General features: G+C 61.8%; 20 protein-coding genes and 1 pseudogene. 15 read left to right on the plus strand and 6 right to left on the minus strand.

Translation table 11 applies throughout. From position 1 onward, the window contains the following. Positions 1-87 precede the first annotated feature (87 nt). Complete coding sequence (locus RSO67_RS23030) at positions 88-768, minus strand: TetR/AcrR family transcriptional regulator (protein WP_315840721.1); 681 nt, start codon at positions 766-768, stop codon at positions 88-90. A gap of 196 nt (positions 769-964) precedes the next feature. Between RSO67_RS23030 and RSO67_RS23035 the strand changes: the two genes are divergently transcribed. The 4 genes from RSO67_RS23035 to ggt all read left to right on the plus strand — a co-directional run bounded on the left by RSO67_RS23035 (position 965) and on the right by ggt (position 8,233). Next, complete coding sequence (locus tag RSO67_RS23035; protein ID WP_315840722.1) at positions 965-2,176, plus strand: efflux RND transporter periplasmic adaptor subunit; 1,212 nt, start codon at positions 965-967, stop codon at positions 2,174-2,176. A 5-nt stretch (positions 2,177-2,181) separates the two neighbouring features. Next, on the plus strand, positions 2,182-5,334 hold the full coding sequence (locus RSO67_RS23040; protein ID WP_315840723.1) for an efflux RND transporter permease subunit: 3,153 nt from the start codon (positions 2,182-2,184) through the stop codon (positions 5,332-5,334). Between the two features lie 88 nt (positions 5,335-5,422). Beyond that, on the plus strand, positions 5,423-6,436 hold the full coding sequence (locus tag RSO67_RS23045) for a nitronate monooxygenase (RefSeq protein WP_315840724.1): 1,014 nt from the start codon (positions 5,423-5,425) through the stop codon (positions 6,434-6,436). A 219-nt stretch (positions 6,437-6,655) separates the two neighbouring features. Continuing rightward, positions 6,656-8,233, plus strand: coding sequence for a gamma-glutamyltransferase (gene ggt / locus RSO67_RS23050; protein ID WP_315840725.1), 1,578 nt, complete (start codon positions 6,656-6,658; stop codon positions 8,231-8,233). A 4-nt stretch (positions 8,234-8,237) separates the two neighbouring features. Here the strand turns inward: ggt and RSO67_RS23055 are convergent, their stop codons facing one another. Next, positions 8,238-9,740, minus strand: coding sequence for a HAMP domain-containing sensor histidine kinase (locus RSO67_RS23055; protein ID WP_315840726.1), 1,503 nt, complete (start codon positions 9,738-9,740; stop codon positions 8,238-8,240). 390 nt (positions 9,741-10,130) lie between these two features. Between RSO67_RS23055 and RSO67_RS23060 the strand changes: the two genes are divergently transcribed. Next, positions 10,131-11,279 carry a GGDEF domain-containing protein gene (locus RSO67_RS23060; protein ID WP_315840727.1) on the plus strand — a complete coding sequence of 383 codons (1,149 nt, stop codon included), beginning with the start codon at positions 10,131-10,133 and terminating at the stop codon, positions 11,277-11,279. A gap of 181 nt (positions 11,280-11,460) precedes the next feature. Beyond that, complete coding sequence (gene zigA, locus RSO67_RS23065; RefSeq protein ID WP_315840728.1) at positions 11,461-12,672, plus strand: zinc metallochaperone GTPase ZigA; 1,212 nt, start codon at positions 11,461-11,463, stop codon at positions 12,670-12,672. 4 nt (positions 12,673-12,676) lie between these two features. Here zigA and RSO67_RS23070 read toward each other — a convergent pair whose 3' ends face one another. From RSO67_RS23070 to RSO67_RS23080, 3 genes are all read right to left on the minus strand, one after another. Beyond that, positions 12,677-13,378, minus strand: coding sequence for a DUF1045 domain-containing protein (locus tag RSO67_RS23070; protein ID WP_315840729.1), 702 nt, complete (start codon positions 13,376-13,378; stop codon positions 12,677-12,679). Positions 13,379-13,476: 98 nt separating this feature from the next. Next, positions 13,477-14,664 (minus strand): alpha-D-ribose 1-methylphosphonate 5-triphosphate diphosphatase, encoded by a 1,188-nt coding sequence (locus tag RSO67_RS23075; protein ID WP_315840730.1) that lies wholly within the window; start codon positions 14,662-14,664, stop codon positions 13,477-13,479. Continuing rightward, the gene (locus RSO67_RS23080) at positions 14,661-15,311 is read right to left on the minus strand and encodes a chloramphenicol acetyltransferase (protein WP_315840731.1); all 651 of its coding nucleotides are present in this window, start codon (positions 15,309-15,311) and stop codon (positions 14,661-14,663) included. Before RSO67_RS23080 ends, RSO67_RS23075 begins: the two co-directional genes overlap by 4 nt. A 224-nt stretch (positions 15,312-15,535) precedes the next feature. Between RSO67_RS23080 and phnC the strand changes: the two genes are divergently transcribed. From phnC to phnE (RSO67_RS23100), 4 genes and pseudogenes are all read left to right on the plus strand, one after another. Continuing rightward, on the plus strand, positions 15,536-16,345 hold the full coding sequence (gene phnC, locus RSO67_RS23085) for a phosphonate ABC transporter ATP-binding protein (RefSeq protein WP_315840732.1): 810 nt from the start codon (positions 15,536-15,538) through the stop codon (positions 16,343-16,345). A gap of 113 nt (positions 16,346-16,458) precedes the next feature. Then, the gene (phnD, locus tag RSO67_RS23090; protein WP_093759422.1) at positions 16,459-17,397 is read left to right on the plus strand and encodes a phosphonate ABC transporter substrate-binding protein; all 939 of its coding nucleotides are present in this window, start codon (positions 16,459-16,461) and stop codon (positions 17,395-17,397) included. A 151-nt stretch (positions 17,398-17,548) separates the two neighbouring features. Continuing rightward, complete coding sequence (phnE, locus tag RSO67_RS23095) at positions 17,549-18,433, plus strand: phosphonate ABC transporter, permease protein PhnE (protein WP_315840733.1); 885 nt, start codon at positions 17,549-17,551, stop codon at positions 18,431-18,433. Then, positions 18,430-19,279, plus strand: a pseudogene (gene phnE / locus RSO67_RS23100) (phosphonate ABC transporter, permease protein PhnE). Before phnE (RSO67_RS23095) ends, phnE (RSO67_RS23100) begins: the two are co-directional and overlap by 4 nt. Here phnE (RSO67_RS23100) and RSO67_RS23105 read toward each other — a convergent pair. Further along, entirely contained in the window at positions 19,280-19,930 is a 651-nt protein-coding gene (locus RSO67_RS23105) for a glutathione binding-like protein (protein ID WP_315840734.1), read from the minus strand. A gap of 93 nt (positions 19,931-20,023) precedes the next feature. Here RSO67_RS23105 and RSO67_RS23110 point away from each other — a divergent pair, with 93 nt between their 5' ends. The 5 genes from RSO67_RS23110 (at position 20,024) to RSO67_RS23130 (ending at position 23,365) form a co-directional block, all read left to right on the plus strand. Then, entirely contained in the window at positions 20,024-20,689 is a 666-nt protein-coding gene (locus tag RSO67_RS23110; RefSeq protein WP_410001770.1) for a TetR/AcrR family transcriptional regulator, read from the plus strand. A gap of 98 nt (positions 20,690-20,787) precedes the next feature. Next, positions 20,788-21,153 carry a YciI family protein gene (locus tag RSO67_RS23115; RefSeq protein ID WP_315840736.1) on the plus strand — a complete coding sequence of 122 codons (366 nt, stop codon included), beginning with the start codon at positions 20,788-20,790 and terminating at the stop codon, positions 21,151-21,153. Further along, positions 21,150-22,463, plus strand: coding sequence for an RNA polymerase sigma factor (locus RSO67_RS23120; protein WP_315840737.1), 1,314 nt, complete (start codon positions 21,150-21,152; stop codon positions 22,461-22,463). Before RSO67_RS23115 ends, RSO67_RS23120 begins: the two co-directional genes overlap by 4 nt. A 77-nt stretch (positions 22,464-22,540) precedes the next feature. Next, positions 22,541-22,942, plus strand: a complete 402-nt coding sequence (locus RSO67_RS23125) for a DoxX family protein (RefSeq protein ID WP_315840738.1) — start codon at positions 22,541-22,543, stop codon at positions 22,940-22,942. Between the two features lie 15 nt (positions 22,943-22,957). Continuing rightward, on the plus strand, positions 22,958-23,365 hold the full coding sequence (locus RSO67_RS23130; RefSeq protein ID WP_116661152.1) for a VOC family protein: 408 nt from the start codon (positions 22,958-22,960) through the stop codon (positions 23,363-23,365). Positions 23,366-23,490: the final 125 nt, after the last annotated feature.

Here is a 23,490-nt window from a genome sequence, read left to right on the forward strand (position 1 = left end):
CGGTCCAAGGGCGCGCGGCGGTATGCCGCGCAATGGCGCAGCTTGGCCGATTATGGTGATCAATCGGTTAAGAAATCGGATACGTGATCAGGCAGGCTTGCAGAACATCGCGATCGCCAACTCGATCCGCGTGTTGAGCATGCGCCGGTTGAGACGATAGCTGTTATCCGCCATCAGCCTGAAATGATCATTGGCGAACACGATTCCGAGCAGCATTTCGGACACCTGCTTGATGGGCTGATCGCGTAGCTCGGACCGGAGTGTCACGCGCTTAAGGGCCTCGACCACGTCCCGGGCGCCCAGTTCGAAGATGACCTCGGCGAAGATACCGGCGATATCCGGGGAGAGCAGGCGTTCGCTGATGATCAGCCGATGCAGCGCGATCTCGTCGGGCGCCAGCGCTATATCGACAATGCGCTTCAGAGATAGCCTCAACTGGTCGATCGGCGTGCCTTTGGCTTCCGCGTGACCGAAGCGGACTTGCGGCAGGCTTCGCAGCAGCATGGCGCGGAACAGCTCGCTCTTGCTGGCGAACATCTTGTAGAGCGTTTTCTTCGACATCCCGGCCGCACCGGCGATGTCATCCATGGTGGTCGCCGCGAAGCCCTTCAACGTGAAGGTGGCTTTGGCCACCGTGAGCAGATGCTCGGTGCGTTCGTCGGACGGTGGAGCCGAAGCGGCTGAGGCGGCAGCGTTCACTATAGGCGGACGCGTTGCCTGCGACAAAGTGCCATCGCGATTCTTCCTCGCACTTGCTGGTGCAACCATTGCGCATCGATTCCGTTAATGGAGGCCGTCTCACAAACGCTTGAGCAGCGACTTCCCCCGCAGTATAGCACTTGACTTGCCGAAAGGAAACTACCAAGTTTCCTGCATGGAAACCGAAGAGTTTCCACATATTTCCAACGGCGACGTCGTCCGCGATTTGCGCGGATGCCGGACGCCGTTTTGTATTGGTGAACTGATGATGAGCCTTGGATTTGCGCGCCCTTTCGCCCTGGTTGGCTTGTTGGCGCTCACGGGATGTGGCGAGGCGAAGAAGGAAGCTGCGGCTCCGCCGGCGCCTGAAGTTGGTGTTCTGGTTCTGAAGACACGGGAGGCGCCGGTCTCCACGATGCTTCCCGGCCGGGTCAATGCCTACCAGGTCTCGGAAGTGCGTCCGCAGGTTACGGGAATCCTGCAGAAGCGAAACTTTGTCGAAGGTTCGGAAGTGAAGGTCGGCGATCTTCTCTACGAGATCGACCCGGTTCAATATCAGGCTGCGCTCGAAAGCGCGGAGGCTGCGGTTCTGAAGGCGCAGGCCAATCTCGTAAGTGTGCGGCTTAAGGCCGAGCGCAAGACACAGTTGCTCAAGACCAATGCGGCCAGCCAGCAGGATGTCGATGATGCCGTCGCCACCTTCAAGCAGGGCGAAGCCGATCTCAAGGCTGCTGAGGCCAATCGCGATACCGCGGCAATCGCGCTTGACCGCACCAAGGTGACCGCCTCGATCTCAGGCCGCATTGGAAAGTCGTCGATCACGCCGGGTGCTTTGGTGACCGCGAGCCAGGCCAGTGCGCTGACCACGATCCAGCAACTCGATCCGATCTATGTGGATCTCGATCAATCGACCTCGGAAATGGAGCGGCTGCGCTCTCAGATTCAGAACGGCCGGTTGAAGCAGCCGGACGGCCGTGTCCAGATCGAGCTGTTGCTGGAGAACGGCAAAACCTATGATCAGAAAGGCAAATACAGCTTCACCGATTCCAGCGTGAACGAGGCGACAGGCTCGGTCAGCACCCGCGCCATCTTCGCAAATCCAAACCGGGCGCTATTGCCTGGCATGTATGTGCGTGCGCGCGTTGTGGCCGGTGTCGATCCCACCGCGATCATGATCCCGCAGCGTGCGGTGTCGCGCAATCCGCTCGGGCAAGCGACCGCCATGTTCGTCGACAAGGACGGCAAGGTCGAACAGCGCATTATCGAAGTCGCTCAGGCGATCGGCAACAACTGGCTTGTCGAGCGCGGCGTTGCATCGGGCGATCGCGTGATCATCGACGGATTGCAGAAGGTCAAGCCGGGCGCCAATGCCCGGACTGTCGAGGTGACCGTCGATCCCGCCACCGGCCTGACCCTCAATCCCGCCAAGCAGGCTGATGCAGGTGCCGACGCTGCGCCCGCGGACCGCAAGGAATAACGGGCATGTCGCATTTCTTCATCAAGCGGCCGATCTTTGCCTGGGTCCTTGCGATCCTGATCATGTTCGGTGGCCTGCTGGCCATTCTCGGGCTGCCGATCGCCCAGTATCCGCAGATCGCACCGACGGTGATCACGATCTCCGCGACCTATCCGGGCGCCAATGCGCAAACGGCCGAGAACTCGGTGACCAAGGTCATCGAGCAGAACATGACAGGCGTCGACTATCTGCAATATATGTCGTCCTACTCGACCTCGACCGGCACCGTGCAGATCTCGATCACTTTCAGCAATGAGGCAAATCCCGACATTGCGCAGGTGCAGGTGCAGAACAAGCTGCAGCTTGCGATGCCGCTTCTGCCGCAGGTGGTGCAGCAGCAGGGTCTGCGCGTGGTGAAGTCGTCGTCGAGCTTCCTGATGGTTCTCGGCTTCGTCTCCGAGGACGGCAGCATGACCGCCAGCGACATAGCGGATTATGTGGCGAGTTCGATCAACGAACCGATCAGCCGCGTCTCCGGTGTGGGCCAGGTGCAATTGTTCGGCGCCGAATATGCGATGCGGATCTGGCTCGATGCCGACAAGCTCGCGAAATACAATCTGATGCCGGGTGATGTCACCGCGGCGATCCAGGCACAGAATACGCAGGTGACGGCAGGCCAGCTTGGCGGTCTCCCGGCGGTCGATGGTCAGCAGCTCAATGCGACGATCACGTCGCAGAGCCGGTTGCAGACTATCGAGCAGTTCAACGACGTCATCCTGCGCACCAGCACGTCGGGCCAGACGGTTCGTATCAAGGATGTCGCTCGCGTCGAACTCGGCTCCAAGAGTTATGACGCCGTCGCGCGCTATAACGGCAGGCCGGCTGCCGGCATGGGTATCAGTCTAGCGACCGGCGCCAATGCGGTGGCGACGTCGGAGGGTGTGAAGGCGCGCATTAATCAGCTCACGGCGAATATGCCGGCGGGGCTGAAGGTGATCTACCCTTATGACACGACGCCATTCGTGAAACTGTCGATCGAGAAGGTCGTGCACACGCTGTTCGAAGCGATCGTGCTGGTCTTCATCGTGATGTTCGTATTCCTACAGAGCTGGCGGGCGACCATCATCCCGACCATTGCCGTGCCGGTGGTTCTGCTCGGCACCTTCGGTGTACTGTCGATTGCCGGCTATTCCATCAACACGCTGACCATGTTCGCAATGGTGCTCGCCATCGGCCTTCTCGTCGATGACGCCATCGTCGTGGTGGAGAACGTCGAGCGCGTGATGGAGAAAGAGGGCCTGTCGCCGCGTGAGGCGACCGAGAAGTCGATGCACGAGATCACGGGCGCGCTGGTTGGCATCGGCGTCGTGCTGTCGGCGGTGTTCATTCCGATGGCCTTCTTCTCAGGTTCGGTCGGCATTATCTATCGGCAGTTCGCGCTGACCATCGTCTCGGCCATGGTGCTGTCGGTGCTGGTGGCGATGATCCTGACGCCGGCGTTGTGTGCGACGATTCTGAAAAAGCCCGAGAAGAGTCATGGCCAGAAGCGCGGTTTCTTCGGCTGGTTCAATCGCACTTTCGATCGCACCGCGAGTGGCTATGAAAAGACCACGGGCGCTGTGGTACGGCGGCCCGCCGCTGCCTTGATCGCTTTCGTTGCGGTTGTCGCCGGCATGGTGCTTCTGTTCGTCCGGTTGCCGAGCTCGTTCCTTCCCGATGAAGACCAAGGCACGCTCATCTCGCTGATCCAGCTACCGGTGGGCGCCACCGCCGGTCGGACGCTCGATGTGATCAAGCAGGTCGAGCATCAATTCATGGAGAATGAGAAGGATACAGTGCAAGGCGTGTTCGCGGTGCGCGGTTTCAGCTTTGCTGGTCAGGGGCAGAATGTCGGCCTTGCTTTCGTCAGCCTGAAACCGTTTGCCGAACGTGCGGATCATGCCAAGTCGGCGCAGGCCATTGCCGGGCGTGCAATGGCAGTGTTCTCGAAGATTCGTGACGCGATGGCCTTTACCGTGTTGCCTCCGTCGTTGCCGGGCTTCGGTAATGCCAGCGGCTTCGACTTCTATCTGCAGGACTCCGGCGGTGCCGGCCACGAGGAGCTGCTGAAGACCCGGAATCAATTGCTCGGACAGCTTGCAGGCGACAAGCGTGTCGCGCAGTCGCGACCGAACGGTCAGGACGATACGCCGCAATTCAATCTCGATATCGATCAGCCGAAAGCTACCGCGCTCGGCATCAACCTGACTGACCTCAACACGACTCTGTCGGCGGCGTGGGGCGGCTCTTATGTCAACGACTTCATCGACCGCGGCCGCGTGAAACAGGTCTACGTGCAAGGCGACGCGCCGTTCCGGATGGGGACGACCGATATCGGAAGATGGTATGTGCGCAACGGGGCGGGCTCGATGGTGCCGTTCACAGCTTTCGCGAGCGAGAGATGGAGCTACGGCTCGCCGCGCCTCGAGCGTTACAATGGCGTGGCGGCCGTGCAGATCCAGGGACAGGCGGCACCCGGCACCAGTTCGGGCACCGCGATGACCGCGGTCGACGAACAGGTGAAGAAACTGCCGCCCGGCTATACGCATGAGTGGACGGGTCTGTCGTTTCAGGAACGGTTGACCGGCAGCCAGACACTTTATCTCTATGCGATTTCGGTTCTGATCGTGTTCCTCTGCCTCGCGGCCCTCTATGAGAGCTGGTCGATCCCCTTTGCCGTGATGCTGTCTGTGCCGATAGGTATCCTTGGAGCGCTTGCTGCGGCCACGATGTTCGGCCAGGCCAACGACGTCTATTTCCAGGTCGGCCTGCTCACGACGATAGGTTTGTCCGCGAAGAACGCGATTCTGATCGTCGAATTCGCAATCGAGCAACAGGCGGCGGGCAAGTCGCTGGTCGAGGCGACGTTGCACGCAGCGAGGCAGCGTCTGCGCCCGATCCTGATGACTTCGTTGGCCTTTGTTCTCGGCGTGCTGCCCCTGGCGATGGCGACCGGCGCAGGTTCGGCCAGCCAGAATGCCATCGGCATCGGCGTCGCGGGCGGTATGGTCACAGCGACGGCGCTCGGCATCTTCTTCGTGCCGGTTCTTTACGTGCTGGTGCGGCGCCTGTTTCCGGGCCGCAAGAAGGACGAAAAGGGCCAGACGCATGAGCATGCGGTGGCATCGCCCGCGGAGTAGCCGCGTCATACCGGACATTCCGTCCGGCTTATAGCGGTCACCGGGGAATTCCGGCTATCCTCCCGAAAAATGACAGGGATGGAAACAGATGCCGCTGCCTTCGGGTGACCGCTGCGTGATCAACGACCCCAGCGGCAAAGCGAGTGCCGCGCGGTTTGCGGAAACAATTCGGCCACGGCTGTCGGTGCCATTGGTCGCAGCGCCGATGTTTCGCGTGTCGGGTCCGGAACTCGTCATTGCGGCGTCCAAGGCTGGCGTGATCGGTTCGTTTCCAACGGCCAATTGCCGAACCGACGATGAACTTGATAGCTGGATAGGGCGCATTCTCGGTGCGCTCGGGCCGGACGACGCGCCGTTTTGTCCGAATCTCATCATCCGTCGCGAGAGCTTGCAGGATGATCTTGCGACGGTGATCCGGCATGGCTGCGAGATGGTGATCACCAGCGTCGGACCGCCGGATGTGGTCGTCGGTCCGCTGCATGAGGCAGGCTGTATGGTCTTTGCCGATGTCGCTTCGATCCGGCATGCGAAGAAAGCCATCGCAGCGGGAGTCGATGGGCTCGTCTTGCTGACCGCGGGTGCCGGCGGGCAGACCGGCTGGGTCAATGGTTTTTCGTTCGTGCGTGCGGTTCGCTCGTTCTGGGAGGGGCCGGTCGTGCTGGCCGGCGGTGTGTCGGACGGGCAGGCGGTGTTTGCCGCCGAGGTGCTGGGCTGTGATCTCAGCTATATGGGCACCAAATTCATTGCCACCAAGGAGAGCATGGCGGTGGACGAGTACAAGCAGATGCTCGTCGCGTCCGAGCTCGACGATGTCCTGCTGTCACGGGCTTTCACCGGGCTGGAAACCAATACGCTGGTTCCCTCGATTGTCGCCGCGGGCCTCGATCCGAAAGATTTGCCGACGGACATGACCAGGGAGCGCGCCGATGCGCTCTATGGCCGGCAGGCGACGTCCGGAGTCAAGCGATGGCGCGACGTCTGGAGCGCAGGCCACTCTGTCTCAGGTGTTGCTGCAATCGAGCCCGTAGCGACGCTGGTCGCCCGCACGCGCGATGAATATGAGACTGCGCGCTCGGCGCCGCGCCGTTCACTCGGGAGCTAGCTCGTCAGATGCACGGCTGGGTTGCGGTGGGATATTACGGTCGCATGGGCGGCTGCCGGTATCATTATTGCGCTAACGGCTACCGCACTGCCGATTCACGCGCTAAACCACACGGCATCCCCGCGCGCCTGGGAGCCGATCTGCTCGGCGCTCGACCGCATCTCTCCCGCCTCATCGCGCGATCCGCGCCAGGCGGCTTCGTACCGATAGAGGACTCTCATGCGTGATTTCATGGCCGTTGCCCGTTCCGTCGCCGTTGCCGAGCACGGGATGGCCGCAACCTCGCATCCGCTGGCGACGCTGGCTGCAGTGGAGATGCTGAAGTCGGGCGGCAATGCCATCGATGCGGCGCTGGCAGCGGTCGCTGTGCAATGCGTGGTCGATCCCGCGATGACGGGCATCGGCGGCGATTGTTTCGCCCTCTATTCGCCGAAGGGCGGCGCGCCGATCGCGCTGAACGGCTCCGGCCGTACGCCGGCCAAGATCGATTCCGAGAAATATGCGGCGTCCGGCGCCCGCGACATTCCCGAGACCTGTGTCGAGACCGTTACCGTGCCTGGCGCCATCGATGCATGGTGCACGCTCAGCAAGGATCATGGCTCGAAGCCGCTGGCCGAGGTGTTTGCCGCAGCCATCGATGCCGCCGAGAACGGCTTCCTCATTACGCCGCGCGTGTCCGCTGACTGGGCCAAATGGCGCCGCAAGCTGGAACTGCATCCCGACGCGACCGCGCAATACCTGCCGGGCGGCCATGCCCCCGCGGTCGGCGACAAGCGCGTCCAGCCGGCGCTCGCTGCCACGCTGCGCCGGGTCGCACGCGAGGGCCGCAACGGCTTCTACCAGGGCCAGGTAGCCGACGACATCATCACCACGCTGCGCGCCGTCGGCGGCGTGCATGAGGCCGATGATTTCAATGAGCAGCGCTCCGACTATGTGACGCCGATCTCGGCCAATCATCACGGCTATGACGTCGCTGAATGTCCCCCGAACGGGCAGGGCCTCGCGGCACTGATGATCCTGCGCGTGCTGGCCGGCTACGACATCGCCAATCTGAGCGAGGCCGACCGCATCCATGTTCTCGCCGAGGCGACCAAGGCGGCCTATCGCACCCGCGATGCCTATTTCTGCGATCCAGCCTATGGCCAGGTCGATGTCGAACGCTTCCTGTCGGACAAATTCATCGGCGACCTTCGCGCCAAGATCGACATGAAGCACGCCTCTGCGGAAGAGGATTGGGACTCGGTCATCCACAAGGACACGGTCTATCTGACCGTGGTCGATCGCGATCTCAACGCCGTGTCACTGATCAATTCGCTGTTCGGTCCGTTCGGCAGCGGCATCTATGCGCGCAAGTCGGGCGTGCTGCTGCACCATCGTGGCTGGAGTTTCCGCGCCAAGCCCGGCCACGTGAATTCGCTTGGCCCGCGCAAGCGGCCGATGCACACGATCATCCCGGGTATGCTGATGAAAGACGGTCGCGCGGTCATGCCATTCGGCGTGATGGGCGGCCATTATCAGGCCACCGGCCATGCCCAGTTCATATCCGATGTGATCGACCGCAAGATGGACATCCAGGCCGCTGCCGAGGCGCCGCGCTCGTTCGCGACCAACAATCTGCTGCAGCTTGAAAAGACCATCCCGGAAGCGGTGCGCAACGATCTGGCCGCCCGCGGCCATACGCTGCAGATGATGGATACCGGCATCGGCGGCTGCCAGGCCATCCAGATCGATTACAAGCGCGGCGTGCTGCTCGGCGCCTCGGACCACCGCAAGGACGGTCTCGCACTCGGCTTCTGATCGATCAGGACAAGGCGCGATGGCGAGCTTCAGGTCCCGTCGCGCCGTGACTGACCTGGAACTCGCCGGTCTTCGACGCCGGTGAGCTAGGGTTCTCGGGATCCAGCGGCAAGTCCAGTGTGAACCGTGTACCTTGCCACGGTTCGCTGGCCAGATCGATTTGCCCCTTCAGGGTCGAGACGACCAGATTGAAGACGATGTGCAGGCCGAGGCCGGTGCTGCCTTTGTCGCGCCGTGTCGTGAAAAACGGATCGAAAACTTTCGGCAGATCGTCCGGTGGGATGCCGGCGCCATTGTCAGCCACGACGACGCGCATGTTGCAATCGTCCAGCCGGGAGACGGCAAGCTCGATCACACCGGTGCGGCCATCGGGAAAGCCATGGACCGCGGCATTCAGCGCCAGATTGCGAATAACCTGCGCGAGGGCACCCGGATAAGTGTCGGCCACGATGCCGTCCTCGCATATCACGCGAACCGTGTGGCCGCTGCGGTCCAGCAGCGGCTGCAGCGTACTCATGACTTCGCCGAGCCAGCCACGTATTTCGAACGCGCGGCGTTCCTGGTTGGCTTCGTCAGTCGCGACTTGTTTGAAGCTGTGGACCAGGTCCGCAGCCCGCCGGTGATTGTCGAACAGCAGTTTCATGCCTTCGCTGAGCCGCGCGATGCTCTGCGTGAGCGCGGAGCGCCGCACTTGACTGGATTCGATTGTGGCGGTCAGCATCTTCAGCTCACCTTCGAGAACGGTCGCGGTGGTCAGGGCGACGCCGAGCGGCGTGCTGACTTCATGCGAGACACCGGCGACCAGTTGCCCGAGCGACGCCAACTTTTCGGCCTGCACCAGTTGCCATTGCGTACTCTGCAGTTCAACCAGCGCGGCAACGGAGCGCTCTTTCTCGTCCTGCAGGGCTTGCGATGTCTGGAATTGGCGCCGCGCCTGAAATTCCCGTGCACCGACCGCGTAGAGCGAGAGCACATAGGCAAAGCCGATCTCGAAATTGTTGATAAAGCGCAAGCCGTCCGTCAGATAGGTCGCAAAGGTCTGGCAATAGATGAAGCACGCCCATGTAGTGATGCAGAAAACCGTCAGTGCGGGGAGGCGAAGCGGCAGCAGCGTCGAGACGAACAGGATCACGATGATCATTCCGGCCGTGGAATGTTCGAAGCCGCGATCGATGAACAGATAGATGATGCTGAGGACGCAGCCCGGCACGACGCAGTAGAGAAGATAGATGGGTTCGGCCCAGCGGCGTGCACGCGGCAGAAACAGTGCCGCGGTGAGGGGCAGCAGAATGATGGCGGCGACTGCGGCGCGGATGGCGAATGTCGTGGTCCATGCGAGGGGATCGAGAATCCGGTCCCAGATGGCGAAAGCGCAATAGACGATTGCACCAAGCACCATCGCGGCCTGTGCGCGGCGAAGCTCTCCGAGCGCAAAGCTTCGGACAAAGCTTGTTTCCTGTTCAGGGCTCTCGAAGCGCAGACCGAATTTGATCAACAGGTCGTTCATGAGGCCAACTTTGCCCGGTCGTCTGCACTTGATCGGCGCCAGAGATCTGGCGGCGGGGCGGGTGGATATTTGGGGGAATGTCGTTCGGCTGATTGCCGGGACGGCTTCATCTACCAGAATTTGGGACGTTTGAAACAGCTCAGGACTGCTGATGGCAGCAGTACGCTGGGAGTGCAGGCGCCAAGGGATACAAGGGATAGTTGGCGTCGTCAGTGGGCAAATGGCCAGCTCGCGCATTGCTGGGTCAGCCGTCTGGCTCACAGGTTCGGGGGATGCGACGAGGCAAGCGGTACGTTTGGTAACCGCCGATTAACTCAGTTAGATTTTGAGCGAGTTCGCCGATGAAAATTTCAGACTTTGGCGGTATCGGGTGCTTCGGGGAGAAGCGACGTGGTCAAATTCTGGAGATCAATTTTCGTAGGCGTTCCGGACCATGTCCGGATCGAACTCATCGACATGCTCTTCCAGACGCGTGTGCCGCTCTCGATCGCCGGCTTCACACTGGCCATCGTCTCGTGTCACGTCGCCATTAGTTCTGCAAATCCATGGTTCTACGGGTTGAGTGCAGCCGGAGTGATCGTCACGATCTTCCGCGTGGCGACAGAGGGCGTCTATCATCGCAGCAAAGGTCAACGCAGCTTCACCATCGCCGCGGCCGAGCGATGGGAGCGGCTTTACGCGTGGAGCAGCTACGTCTTTGCAGGATTGATCGGCCTGCTTGGCGCGGCGACTTTCTGGGCGAAGAACCCTGCGCATCAACTTCTCGCAACGGCGCTGGTCTTCGGCTATGCGGCCGGCATCGTCTGCCGGATTTCCGTTCGCCCCGGGATCGCGCTGCCGGCCTTGATGCTGGTTGCCTTGCCGACGGCATTCTCTGCGCTGGCCCGTGTCGATAGCAATCTGGCTTTCTATGCCGTGATCCTGATCGCGTTCCTGCTCGGCAGCTTCGAGACCGTGCGTTTCATCTATCGGCAGAATATCGAGCAGATCTCGCTCAAGCACGAATTCTCGACCCTCGCGCGGCACGATGCGCTGACGGGCCTGGCCAATCGGCTTGGCTTTCAGGAACGCCTCGCGATCATAGCGGCGCGCGCCAGGGCGGTGGGCTGTCTTATTGCCGTTCACAGCGTCGACCTCGATCGATTCAAGGAGGTCAACGACGTGCATGGCCATCCCGTAGGCGACGCGCTGCTGCAGGCAGTTGCGAGCCGGCTTAGCGGAATTTTGCGCGACGGCGATTTCGCGGTGCGCATGGGCGGTGACGAATTCGTCGTGGTGCAATCCGTCGTCGGCAATCGCGAGGAGGCCATGTTGCTGGGCCGCCGCATCATTCGGACGCTCTCCGAGCCGTTCATTGTCGATGGGCTTGAGCTCACCGTCGGCGCCAGCGTCGGGATCGCCATCGGCCGCGAGGGCGACGATCCCTGCGATCTCACGCCTGCTGCGGACCGGGCGCTTTACGCCTCGAAAGCCAGCGGCCGAAACCGCGTGACCTTTGCCAAGCCGGTGGATGCCGAGACAATCGCGCGGGCAGGCTAGCGTCGAGGCAATGAGCGTGGGCTGACCCGCGCCAGATGAGATTTCCTGCAGATCAGAAAAGCTGACAGCGCATCGACGGGATCGGTGGGAGCGTGTTGACAGGCATTATATATGTAATGTTATAACATCACAAATAAGAAGAGCCCAATGTCCCGTACCCTCAAAAGACTGTTCGATCTCGATGCAAAAACTCCCCGTCACAGTCTTGTCCGGCTTCCTCGGGGCTGGAAAGACAACTTTGCTGAACCACGTGCTGAACAACCGTCACGGCCTGAAAGTGGCGGTGATCGTGAACGACATGAGCGAGGTGAACATCGATGCGGACCTCGTTCGCGATGGCGGTGCCAACCTGTCACGGACGGATGAGAAGCTGGTCGAGATGACCAATGGCTGCATCTGCTGCACGCTGCGCGACGATCTGCTCAAGGAAGTGCGGGCGCTCGCCGAAAGCCGGCGGTTCGATTACCTGCTGATCGAATCCACCGGAATTGCAGAGCCGTTACCGGTGGCCGCGACTTTCGATTTCCGTGACGAGAACGGCGACAGCCTGTCCGACGTGGCGCAGCTCGATACCATGGTCACCGTCGTCGATGCGGTGAATCTGTTGAAGGACTATTCCTCCACCGACTTTCTGCAGGACCGCGGCGAGGCGCTCGACGGTGATAAGCGTACGCTGGTGGACCTGCTGGTAGAGCAGATTGAATTCGCGGACGTCGTGGTGCTGAACAAGGTCAATGCCGCGACGCCCGAGCAATGCAACAACGCGCGCAAGATCATCTGCGCACTCAATCCCGATGCCGACATCATCGAGGCGAATTTTGCCAACGTGCCGTTCGACCGTGTGCTCGATACCGGCCGTTTTGATTTTGAAAAGGCGCAGCAGCATCCGCTCTGGCACAAGGAGCTCTATGGTTTTGCCGACCATGTGCCGGAGACCGAAGAATACGGCGTGACGAATTTCGTCTATCGCGCGCGGCGGCCGTTCGATCCCGTGAAGTTTCAGGCCTTTCTGCGCGAGAGCTGGGCCGGCGTGATCCGCAGCAAGGGGCATTTCTGGCTGGCAACGAGGCCACAATGGGTCGGCGAACTCAGCCAGGCGGGCGCCATCGTGCGCACCGAAGGGATGGGTTTCTGGTGGGCCAATGTCCCCGCCGATCGCTGGCCGGACGATCCCTTTTGGCGGCAGTCCCTGAAGAAGAACTGGAACGAGATCTATGGCGACCGACGTCAGGAGATAGTTTTCATCGGTTCCGACATGGATGAGAGCGACATCCGTCGCCGCCTCGATGCCTGCCTCGTGCCCGGCAAGCCCGGCATGGATATCCCCGGCTGGGCCAGGCTCGCCGATCCGTTTCCTGCCTGGAAGCGGGCGGACGAGATGGCATCCTCGTGACGCGTCAGGTTGCCGTCAGCGGCGCGTGACGCAGCACCTGGAAGCGCGACGTGGCCGATGCCTGGCGAAACAGGCCGATGCGGTCGATTCGCAGTGAGGTGAGATCAAGTGTCGCGAACCGCTGCTGCAACATCGCCAGCACCGCTGCGCTGCGCTCGGGAGCAAGCCGTCCGGTCAGCGTCATGTGAAACCGGAAATCGTCGCGCACATAGGGATAGCCGAAACGATCCAGCTGCTCGACCTGTCGCGGCGTCAGGTTCTCCGGTTTGCGCCGTGCGCGATCCTCCGGCGTCATCGGGGCGCGGAACACCTCGAATCCTTCGACACAGGTCTGCGCTAATGCGGCGAGCTCAGTGGAGGGCGCATCCGGCACGACAGCCGTGAAGCCGCTGATGATACGAACCACCGGCGAGATTTTCGGGATGGCACGGGGCATCCGGGCGAAGTCATCGAAGGCCGCGATCAGGTCGGCTTCGGTGGCTTCCGGCGCCAGCGAGAACGGTGCCTTCAGCGTGGCATGAAAGCCGTATTTGCGTGGATCCTTGATCAGCGCCGGCCAGTCCGGCGCCTGCATGATGAGATCGCCGGGCACCAGCACGTCATTGCCGGTGAAAGGATCGTAACCGAGGGTCTCGGCGCCGAAGCGGGCGAGGGCACTGTCGGCGTCGGGGGCGTAATAGAGCGCGTAGCGCGGGAATTCATTCATGACCGCACCATAGAGCATGATCCCGAAAAGTGGATGCCGGTTTTCGGGATGCTCATTTTCGGGAACGATCATGCTCAAGTAAGAGAGGAGTCGCCGCGCTACGCTGCGGCAATAGCCTTGCGGTGCATGGCACGCGCCGGCTGAAGCCTTGTGGCATCGGTGAGATGCACGAGCTTGCCCTGCGCGATCACGGCGACGATGCGCGGACGCATTGCGACGCTGTCATCGACGAGCAGCAAATCAGCGCGGCGTCCTTCGGCGATCTCGCCACGGTCGGTGAGACCGGCAGCTTTCGCTGGTGCGGACGAGATCAGTGCCCAGGCCTGCGGCAGCGACAGAATGCCGTCATGGAGCAGCCGGAACGCGGCCAGCAGTTGTGCGGGATAATAATAGTCCGAGGCGAGAATCGAGCAGAGGCCCTTGGCGATCATGTCGGATGCCTTGGTCCAGCCGGTGTGGCTACCGCCCCGCACGACGTTGGGTGCGCCGAATACGATGAAGTCGCCAGCATCGGCGGCGGCTTGTGCGGTTTCCACGTTGATCGGGAATTCGGCGATATTGACGCCGAGCCTGCGGAAGTCGTCGCGCATCGCAGGCGTCGCGTCATCATGCGAGAGCGTCGGCACGCCGGCAGCGTTCGCCGCTTTGGCGAGGCGGGCGATCGAGGCCGGCACCTCATCGGTGCGCGACAGCACGCGATCGACCAGCTGGTCGAAGGCCTCGCTGCTGAGCCCGGTACGTTCCACCATCCGCGCGCGCTTCGCCGGCTTTGAGATGCCGGCGATGTCCATATGATCGTTGAAGGCGAGTAGATCGATGCGGCCGGCCTTCAGCCAGCCGACGATCTCATCTTCGGCGTCGAGATTGAAGGTTTCCTGCCGCAGATGGAAGCGCGTATCCGATGCGAGCCGCGGCCGCAGCGTCTCGATGGCGTCCAGCAGCTTGCGGGCATTCTCGGCGCCGCGCAGGCCCGGCTCCCAGGACCATGTAGTGCCGTGAAACACCGTGGTGATGCCATTGGCGATGGCCTGGCGGTCGCTGTCGATCAAGGCAACATCGACCGGGAAGTCGACGCCGGGCCGCGGCATCAACTGCCGCTCGAAGGCGTCGCCATGCAGGTCGACGATTCCCGGCAGCACCAGCAGATCGGAGGCATCGAGGCCGAGCGCGCCATGGGGCGCATCCGATCGGATATCCGCAATCACGCCATCCCCAATCTGCAGAGAGGTCTCGGCGATGTCCTGGCCGAGCAAGGTGCGTCCGCCGTCGATGAAGATATCCGTCATGTGACTGCCATCTGCCTGGGCGCCTTGACGCCTTTATACTTGCTCAAGAAATCCTCGACCGGAAGCTTGCGGAAATCCGGCAGCGCCTGTCGTAGCATCTCGTGGTCCCAGTTCCACCAGGCGAGGTCCATCAGCCCGTCTTCCACAGCTTCCGAAAATCGCCGCCGCACCGGCCGCGCTGGATTGCCGGCGACGATGGTATAGGGGGCGACGTCCTTGGTCACGATGGCCCCGGCGGCGATCACCGCGCCGGTGCCGATATTGCGGCCGGGCAGCACGACGGCGCCATGGCCGAGCCAGACATCGTGGCCGATCGTGCAGTGATGTTCGCGCCGCCAGACGAAGAAGTCGGCGTCGTCGCTTTCGCCGGAGAAGTAGGCGCTGGCGCGATAGGTGAAGTGCGCCTGCGTCGCCCGGTGCATCGGGTGATTGCCGGGATTGATCCGGATCATCGCTGCGATCGAGCAGAATTTTCCGATCGTCGTGTAGGTGATCTGGCCATCATTCACGACATATGAGTAGTCGCCCATCGTCACTTCGTTGAGGATCGTGCGCGCGCCGACTTCGGTATAGGCGCCGAGCTCGGTATCGACGAGTTTCGCGGTGGGATCTACCGCTGGCGTGAGCGAGAGTTGTTTTCCAGCCATGTGACGCTCGTGCGACGGAAGAGGAATCGGTGGGTGATATATCAGAGTGTGCGCTGGCGCGCGGGCACCTCTTCGGTCGGTTTCGTGACGGTGTCGTGACGTTCGCGTGAATTCGGGCGTGCTTTTCCCGCAACGAGGATAACCCGTATGCGCAGGGCACATGTCACATCATTGTTAAACGCGGGCGTTACCGGTGGCGATGTCTATTGTCATTGGAGTGCCTCATGCTGGTGGTGGATAAGCTGACGTGCCGTTTCGGCGCCAAGGCTGCCGTCGATAACGCGTCGTTCGAGATCAAGCCCGGCGCATTCGTCGGCGTGATCGGCCGTTCCGGTGCCGGCAAGTCGACCATGCTGCGCATGATTAATCGCCTGTGCGAGCCGACCGAAGGCCGTATCGTATTTGATGGCACCGATGTCACTGCGCTCAAGGGCCGCGATCTGCGCAAGTGGCGCGCCCGCTCGGCGATGATCTTCCAGCAGTTCAATCTCGTCGGCCGTCTCGACGTGCTGACCAATGTGCTGATGGGCCGCCTGGCTGAGATGCCGCAGTGGCGCTCGCTGACCCAGATGTGGCCCGAGGACGACCGCGCGCTGGCGATGTCAGCGCTGGAACAGTTCGACATGGCGCAATACGCCTCGCAGCGCGCCGACCAGCTTTCCGGCGGCCAGCAGCAGCGCGTCGCCATTGCCCGCGCCCTCGTGCAGCAGCCCGACATCATCCTCGCGGACGAGCCGATCGCGTCACTGGACCCGCGCAACACCCGCATCGTCATGGATGCGCTGCTGCGCATCAACAAACACTTCGGCATCACCGTAATGTGCAACCTGCATTCGCTCGATCTGGCGCGCACCTATTGCGATCGCCTGATCGGCATGTCCGCTGGTCGCGTCGTGTTCGATGGCGCGCCGTCCGCGCTCACCGAACATATCGCCCGCGAACTCTACGATCTCGAAGCCGACGAGGTGATGGGATCGGCGCATGTGCCGACGCCCGCCCGCGTTCCCGAATACGGCGTTGCCGCCGTCGCGTGATTGCAGTGCGTTGAAATTATCGCGGTGACGTCATCGTAACGATGCCATCGCCGCGATAGACGCGCCTTCTGCCAAGAAGAAACGTTTCACCTCAGATCAAAACAGGGATTGTCATGATCAACCGTCGCTCCATTCTGCTCAGCGCCGCAGCGCTGGCTTTCGCCGCCACCTCGGCTTCGGCCCAGGACTACAAGGCCAAGTATCCGGAACTGACCTTCGCCATCATCCCGGCAGAGAACGCGTCGGGCGTCACCGAGCGCTGGGCGCCCTTCGTCGCTTATCTGTCGAAAGAACTCGGCGTGAAGGTAAACCTGCGCATCGCCAATGACTACGCAGCCGTCATCGAAGGCCAGCGCTCCGGCAACATCCACATCGCCAGCTATGGTTCGGCCTCGTTCGCCCGTGCCCGCCTCACCGGTGTGAAGACCGATGCCTTTGCCAACGACATCAACATCGATGGCTCGACCGGCTATTACTCGGTGTTCTTCGTCAAGGCGAACAGCGCTTACAAGACCATCGATAATCTGAAGGGCAAGAACCTCGGCCTGGTCGATCCGAATTCAACCTCCGGCAACAACGTGCCGCGCTTCGAGCTGGACAAAATGGGCATCTCCGATGCCGACACCTATTTCAGCAAGGTCGTGTTCACCGGCAGCCACGAAAATGCGCTGCTGGCGCTGTCACAGGGCACGGTGGATGTCGCCGCCAACCAGTGGACCAACGACAACGACTCGACGCTGCAGCAGATGCTGACCAAGGGCATGCTGAAGAATGCCGATGGCACGCCGATGAAGAAGGAAGACTTCCGCATCATCCACAAGTCGGCCCCGATCATCAACGGCCCCTATGCCTATAGCTCCGACCTGCCGGAAGAGCTCAAGGTCGCCATCGCCAAGGCCTTCGTCGATGCACCGACCAAGGACAAGGCGGCTTTTGATCGCCTGTCGGACGGCCAGAAGAAGGGCTTCCATGCCGCGACCACCAAGGATTGGGACGCGACCATCGACCTGATCAAGTTCGTCGACGCGCTTCGTAAGAAGAAGGCGTCGTAAGTATCTGCAGTTGACAGGAGCCGGATCAGCAATGGTCCGGCTCCTTTTCTGTGTGGAACGCTGCGGTCTCTTCCCTCGCCCCGCTTGCGGGGAGAGGTTATCCTGAGCGCAGCGCTCTGACGGTATGTTACTTTTATAGGCACAACCTTTCATGTCCGCCGCCGTTTCCATCCTTCCGGCTCCGCAGCTCGCTGCGCTGAACGATGCCTACCGCAAAGCGGTGGCACGCCGGCGGTTGCGCACGCTGTTCGTTGTGGTGGCCTGCTTTGCAGCGCTGTTCGTCGCGTCGCTCGGTGCCGAGGTCAATCTTAGAACTTTCATCGAGAAGATCGGCAACTTCGGCAGCTATTTCGATCGTATCTTCACGCTTGAGGCCGGCACCCGCGTCTGGACCGACGTCAATGAATGGTTCTGGGGTTGGAAGAAGTGGCTGTCGCTGCTCGGCGAGACCGTGCTGATCAGCTATGTCGGCACACTGATCGGCGCCGTGCTGGCCTTTGGGCTGAATTTTCTCGCGGCTGAGAACACCGCGCCGTCCGCACCGCTGCGCTTTGCTGTCAGGCGCTTCATGGAATTCTGCCGCACCGTGCCGGATATCGTGTTCGCGCTGATCTTCGTCATCGCCTTTGGTCTCGGCCCAATGGCAGGCGTGTTGGCCATTGCGATTCACTGCGTTGGGGCGCTCGGCAAGCTCTATGGCGAGATCGTCGAGAATATCGACATGAAGCCGGTGGAAGGCATTCGCTCGACCGGAGCGGGCTGGATCGACTGCATGCGCTTTGCAGTGCTGCCGCAGGTCGCGGCCGGATTTGCCAGCTACACGCTGCTGCGCTTCGAGATCAATGTGCGCGGCGCGTCCGTGATGGGCTTCGTCGGCGCCGGCGGCATCGGCCAGGAACTCGTCGTTGCTGTCAGAAAGTTCTACTATTCCGACGTCAGTGCGATCCTGCTGATGATCATCGTCACGGTCTTCATCATCGACATCGGAACCGGCTGGCTGCGCGGCCGTCTGTTCGGCAAGGAAGCCAGATCATGAGCAGGCAGCCTGACATCAATACCCCCGCATTGCGCGGGCGCTATCCTGATGTCTTCAACCGCCCGATGGCCTCGCGCGCCGGCGTGCCCACGATCCTGGTCGCGGCGCTGGCGCTTTTCATCTTCGGGCTCAATGAACTCGACTTCTCGCCGGCGCGGATGTGGACCGGCCTGCGCGAACTCGGCTGGATCACCATGATGATGATCCCGCCGAATCCCGGTTCGTCACTGCCTGCCTATCTGCAGGCCATGGGCGAGACGCTGTCGATCGCGCTGCTGGGCACAACCCTCGCAGCCGTGTTCGCGCTGCCGGTCAGCCTGCTCGCGGCACGCAACGTCATTCCGTCGGCGTGGCTACGCTTTCCGGTCCGGCGGTTTCTGGATTCGATCCGCGGCGTCGATACGCTGATCTGGGCGCTGGTCTGGATCAATGTCGTCGGTCTTGGCCCGTTCGCCGGCGTGCTGGCAATCGCGATTTCGGATTTCGGCGCGTTTGGCAAATTGTTTTCGGAAGCTATTGAAGCCGCCGACAAGAAGCAGGTCGAGGGCATCCGCGCTTCCGGCGGCAGCGCGCTGCACGAGATTCGTTTCGGCCTTATGCCGCAGGTGCTGCCGGTGATTGCCGGTCAGGTGCTGTATTTCATCGAGTCCAACACCCGCTCCGCCACGATCATCGGTATCGTCGGCGCGGGTGGTATTGGTCTTCAGCTCGCCGAACAGATTCTGCGTGCTGGAATGGCAGAAGGTCTCGTTCCTGATCCTGATGATCCTGGTCGCGGTGGCGGCAATCGACTGGATCTCCAGCCGACTGCGCTTTGCCATCATCGGCCGCCGCGCGGTGGCGTGATCACGCCGCCGCCTTGTGGCGCTCCTGTTCGGCCTTGAACAGTTCGAACTCTTCAGTGACCGCGCGCACGATGCTCGGCCGTTCCCGCAGGCGCTTGTGGTAGGCCTTGATCGCCGGCCAGTTCTTCAGATCGATCTCCGGCAGCACCATCGTCCAGTTCAGCACAGTGACGAGGTAGGCATCGGCCACGCTGAACCTGTCGAGCAGGAAGTCGCGTCCGGTAAGATGGTTCTCGAGATAGGTCAGCCGGGACAGGCCGTTCTGCAGCGTATAGGCCTTCATCTCGGCCGGCGCCTTCTTGGCGAGCAACGGGACGAACAGCCCCTTGTGCAGTTCCGTGCCGATGAAGCAGAGCCACTGTTGCAGCCGGCTCCGCTCCAGACCTGAACCGGCTGCGATGGGCGACTGCGGGAATCGCTCCGCGACATGCTGCAGGATCGCGGCATTCTCGGTGAGGATTGCGCCATCGTCGGTGCGCAGCGTCGGCACCAGCCCCAACGGGTTCACGCTGCGGAAATCCGAACCATCGCTGAGGACCTCCTTGCTCAGCGGATCGACCTCGAGGAATTGCGCGGCGCTGCCAGCTTCTGCCTCATAGAGCGCAATGCGTGTCGCCATCGAACAGGCCATCGGCGAGAAATAGAGATCCATTGGAAGTCTCCTTGGGCTGACGGACCGTAGTGGTCGATCCATTGATTGATTTTCGTACCGTCTCGCATAATATAGATCCGGTCAAGGAATTTAGTGCGAAATGGTACAAAAAAGAAAAAGCCCGTTGTCGTGGCAACTCCGCAGCCTGCCGCTGGGCCGAAGCGGCGAGGGCGGCCGCGGGCCTATGAGCCCGATGTGGCGATTGGGCAGGCGCTGGCGCTGTTTCGCAAAGGCGGTTATGCGGCGACATCACTGGACGATCTGAGCGAAGTCACCGGCATGAACCGGCCGTCGCTCTATGGCGCGTTCGGCGACAAGCGCGCACTCTATATCAAGAGCTACCAGCGCTATCGGGACGACTACACTGTCCGGGTCATCGAGATCTTCAAGGCCGATATCGATATCCGGGAGCGGCTGCGCCGGTTCTTCGATGCGGCACTCGACATCTATCTCACCGGTGAGGAGCCGCGCGGTTGCTTCACGGTGATGACCGTGGCCTCGGATGCGATTGCCGATCCCGACATCCGCGAATTGGTCTATCGCGGTTTTGCTGATGTCGACGATGCCTTCGGCTGGTGCTTCCGCACCGCACTCACGCGCGGCGAAATGCCGGACACCGTGGACGTTGCGGCGCTATCGCAGATGGCGTCGGCGATATTGTTTTCGCTGTCGATCCGTGCCCGAGCCGGTGTTCTCCGCACTGAGCTGAATGCGATCGTGAAAGGTGCAATTGCCTTGCTCTGCGGCCCGGTGCGCTAGCCGGTTCCCTCGGCGCGAAATCCGATCGGCTTCACAATAAATTCCGCTAACCTGTCGGTATCGCACGATGCCGACCGTCTTTCATCCAAGGAGACCCCATGCTTTACGCCATCCTCTGCTACCATGATGAAGCCGTTGTCGGCGGCTGGTCGAAAGACGAAGACGACGCCGTGATGGCGAAGCTCGCCGTCGTGCACGGCAAGCTCGCGCAGCAGGGCCGACTCGGCCCGGTGGCGCGCCTGCTGCCGACCACCGCGGCGACAACGCTGCGCAAGGACGAGCCGCCGGTGGTGCTCGATGGCCCCTTCGCCGAAACCAAGGAACAGTTGCTCGGTTTCTATGTCGTCGAGGCAGAAAATCTCGATGGCGCGCTGGAGATTGCCGGGGAACTCGGCCGCGCCAATCCCGGCGGTGCGTATGAGATCCGACCCATTGGCGTCTTTCACGGAGCGTTCCAGCCATGACGGATGTCGCCTGGATCGATGCGGCGCTGACCTCGGCGCGTCCCCAGGCGCTCGGTGCGTTGCTGCGCTATTTCCGCAATCTCGACACTGCAGAGGAGGCGTTCCAGAACGCCTGCCTGCGCGCACTGAAGACCTGGCCGCAAAATGGCCCGCCGCGCGATGCCGCGGCGTGGCTGATCATGGTCGGTCGCAACGTGGCCATCGACGATATCCGCCGCGGCGCGAAGCAGCAGCCGCTGCCGGACGACGACCATGCGATATCTGATCTGGATGATGCCGAAAGCGAGCTCGCCGACCGGCTCGACGGCTCGCACTATCGCGACGATATCCTGCGGCTGCTGTTCATCTGCTGCCATCCGCAGCTCCCGGCGACGCAGCAGATCGCGCTGGCACTGCGCATCGTCTCGGGCCTGACGGTGAAGCAGATCGCACGCGCGTTCCTCGTCTCGGACGCCGCGATGGAACAGCGCATTACCCGCGCGAAATCAGCCGTCGCCAAGGCCAATGTGCCGTTCGAGACACCCGGCGCGCCGGAGCGCAGCGAGCGTCTCGCTGCCGTGGCCGCCATGCTCTATCTGATCTTCAACGAGGGCTATTCGGCATCAGGTGAAAGTATCGATCTGCGCGCGCCGTTGTGCGAGGAGGCGATCCGCCTGGGACGGTTGCTGCTCAAGCTGTTTCCGGCCGAGCCGGAGATCATGGGCCTGGTAGCGTTGATGCTGCTGCAATATGCCCGCTCGGCGGCGCGTTTCGATGCCAATGGCGCGCTGGTATTGCTCGACGATCAGGACCGCACGCTGTGGAACGGCAAGATGATCGCCGAAGGCCTGGCGTTGATCGACAAGGCGATGCGCCATCGTCGCACCGGCGCCTATCAGATCCAGGCTGCCATTGCCGCGCTCCATGCCCGCGCGGCCAAGCCGGAAGACACCGACTGGGCGCAGATCGAACTGCTCTATGGCTCGCTGGAGATATTGCAGCCGTCGCCGGTGATCACGCTCAATCGCTCGGTGGCGGTGTCGAAAGTGCGCGGCCCCGAAGCGGCACTGGAGATGATCGCGCCGCTGGCCGCGAAACTTTCAAATTACTTCCACTTTTTCGGCGTGCGGGGCGCCTATCTGATGCAGCTCGGCCGCAATGACGAAGCGCGCGAGAGCTTCAACCGCGCCATCGCGCTGGCAAATACGTCCGCGGAGGCCGATCACATCCGGATGCATCTCGACCGGCTGATGCTGGAGAGCAAACCGCGACCGAAAGTCGCGAACAAGGCCAAGAATCAGGCGAAGAACAAGGCGGCTGCTCCAAAATAATTTTCATGGCGGTGTCGGATTGCGCCCACGCCGCTCGTCTTTGAGACAACACACCATTCGAACCGCAGGACCATTTGATGCCCATTTCCCGTGCCTCAATCTGGATCGGCCGCATCCTCAGTACCCTCGTAGTCCTCTTCCTGGTGATGGATGGCGGCATCAAGCTGGTGCCGATCAAGGAGGTTACCGAGACCATGCAGCAGCTCGGCTATAGCGGCAGCATGGCACAGGCGCGCGGCCTTGGCGTCCTCACGCTGCTCTGCGCATTGCTTTACGCGATCCCGCGTACATCCGTTTTCGGCGCCATTCTGCTCACCGGGCTTCTTGGCGGCGCGATGGCGACGCACCTGCGCGTCGACAGCCCGCTATTCACGCATCTGTTGTTTGGCTTTTACATCGGCGTGATGGCATGGGGTGGGCTGTACCTGCGCGATCCCCATTTGCGCGCGATGATCCCGATCCGACCCCAAAGTCTTTAACCGGAGGAAAGAGCGATGCAGGTCAATCCCTATCTTCACTACAACGGCAATTGCGAAGAGGCGCTCAATTTCTATGTGAAGGCTATCGGCGCCAAGATCGACGTCATCATGCATGTGGAAGGCTCGCCTGCGGCGGAACAGATGCCGCCCTCGATGGCCAAGAAGGTGCTGCATGGCCAGATCTCGGTCGATGGCGAGGTCATCATGGCCTCGGACGCGCCGCCAGATTATTTCGAGAAGATGCAGGGCATGTCGGTCTGTCTGCAGATCAAGGATCCTGCAGATGGCGCCAAGGTGTTCGCGGCATTGTCCGAGGGCGGCACCATCAAGATGCCGTTCGGCGCCACGTTCTGGTCAAAGGGATTTGGCATGTGTGTCGACAAGTTCGGCGCGCCCTGGATGATCAACTGCGCGATGGAGTGATGTGAGGCGTACGCCGCTTTCTGACCTCTCCTCGCACTCGCGCGGCGAGAGGTCGCCACGTCGTCGCGGCGGGTGAGGGGCGGGGCACTGAGCTGATCGCAGACACTGCAGACAAGGGTCGCGTC

It is taken from the genome of Tardiphaga sp. 709 (genome assembly GCF_032401055.1).
Lineage (GTDB): Bacteria > Pseudomonadota > Alphaproteobacteria > Rhizobiales > Xanthobacteraceae > Tardiphaga.

Coding starts and splice junctions, on each gene's coding strand:
- RSO67_RS23030 (WP_315840721.1), bottom strand. CDS start 768: ATGGTTGCACCAGCAAGTGCGAGGAAGAATCGCGATGGCACTTTGTCG.
- RSO67_RS23035 (WP_315840722.1), top strand. CDS start 965: ATGATGAGCCTTGGATTTGCGCGCCCTTTCGCCCTGGTTGGCTTGTTG.
- RSO67_RS23040 (WP_315840723.1), top strand. CDS start 2,182: ATGTCGCATTTCTTCATCAAGCGGCCGATCTTTGCCTGGGTCCTTGCG.
- RSO67_RS23045 (WP_315840724.1), top strand. CDS start 5,423: ATGCCGCTGCCTTCGGGTGACCGCTGCGTGATCAACGACCCCAGCGGC.
- ggt (WP_315840725.1), top strand. CDS start 6,656: ATGCGTGATTTCATGGCCGTTGCCCGTTCCGTCGCCGTTGCCGAGCAC.
- RSO67_RS23055 (WP_315840726.1), bottom strand. CDS start 9,740: ATGAACGACCTGTTGATCAAATTCGGTCTGCGCTTCGAGAGCCCTGAA.
- zigA (WP_315840728.1), top strand. CDS start 11,461: ATGCAAAAACTCCCCGTCACAGTCTTGTCCGGCTTCCTCGGGGCTGGA.
- RSO67_RS23070 (WP_315840729.1), bottom strand. CDS start 13,378: ATGAATGAATTCCCGCGCTACGCGCTCTATTACGCCCCCGACGCCGAC.
- RSO67_RS23075 (WP_315840730.1), bottom strand. CDS start 14,664: ATGACGGATATCTTCATCGACGGCGGACGCACCTTGCTCGGCCAGGAC.
- RSO67_RS23080 (WP_315840731.1), bottom strand. CDS start 15,311: ATGGCTGGAAAACAACTCTCGCTCACGCCAGCGGTAGATCCCACCGCG.
- phnC (WP_315840732.1), top strand. CDS start 15,536: ATGCTGGTGGTGGATAAGCTGACGTGCCGTTTCGGCGCCAAGGCTGCC.
- phnD (WP_093759422.1), top strand. CDS start 16,459: ATGATCAACCGTCGCTCCATTCTGCTCAGCGCCGCAGCGCTGGCTTTC.
- phnE (WP_315840733.1), top strand. CDS start 17,549: ATGTCCGCCGCCGTTTCCATCCTTCCGGCTCCGCAGCTCGCTGCGCTG.
- RSO67_RS23105 (WP_315840734.1), bottom strand. CDS start 19,930: ATGGATCTCTATTTCTCGCCGATGGCCTGTTCGATGGCGACACGCATT.
- RSO67_RS23115 (WP_315840736.1), top strand. CDS start 20,788: ATGCTTTACGCCATCCTCTGCTACCATGATGAAGCCGTTGTCGGCGGC.
- RSO67_RS23120 (WP_315840737.1), top strand. CDS start 21,150: ATGACGGATGTCGCCTGGATCGATGCGGCGCTGACCTCGGCGCGTCCC.
- RSO67_RS23125 (WP_315840738.1), top strand. CDS start 22,541: ATGCCCATTTCCCGTGCCTCAATCTGGATCGGCCGCATCCTCAGTACC.
- RSO67_RS23130 (WP_116661152.1), top strand. CDS start 22,958: ATGCAGGTCAATCCCTATCTTCACTACAACGGCAATTGCGAAGAGGCG.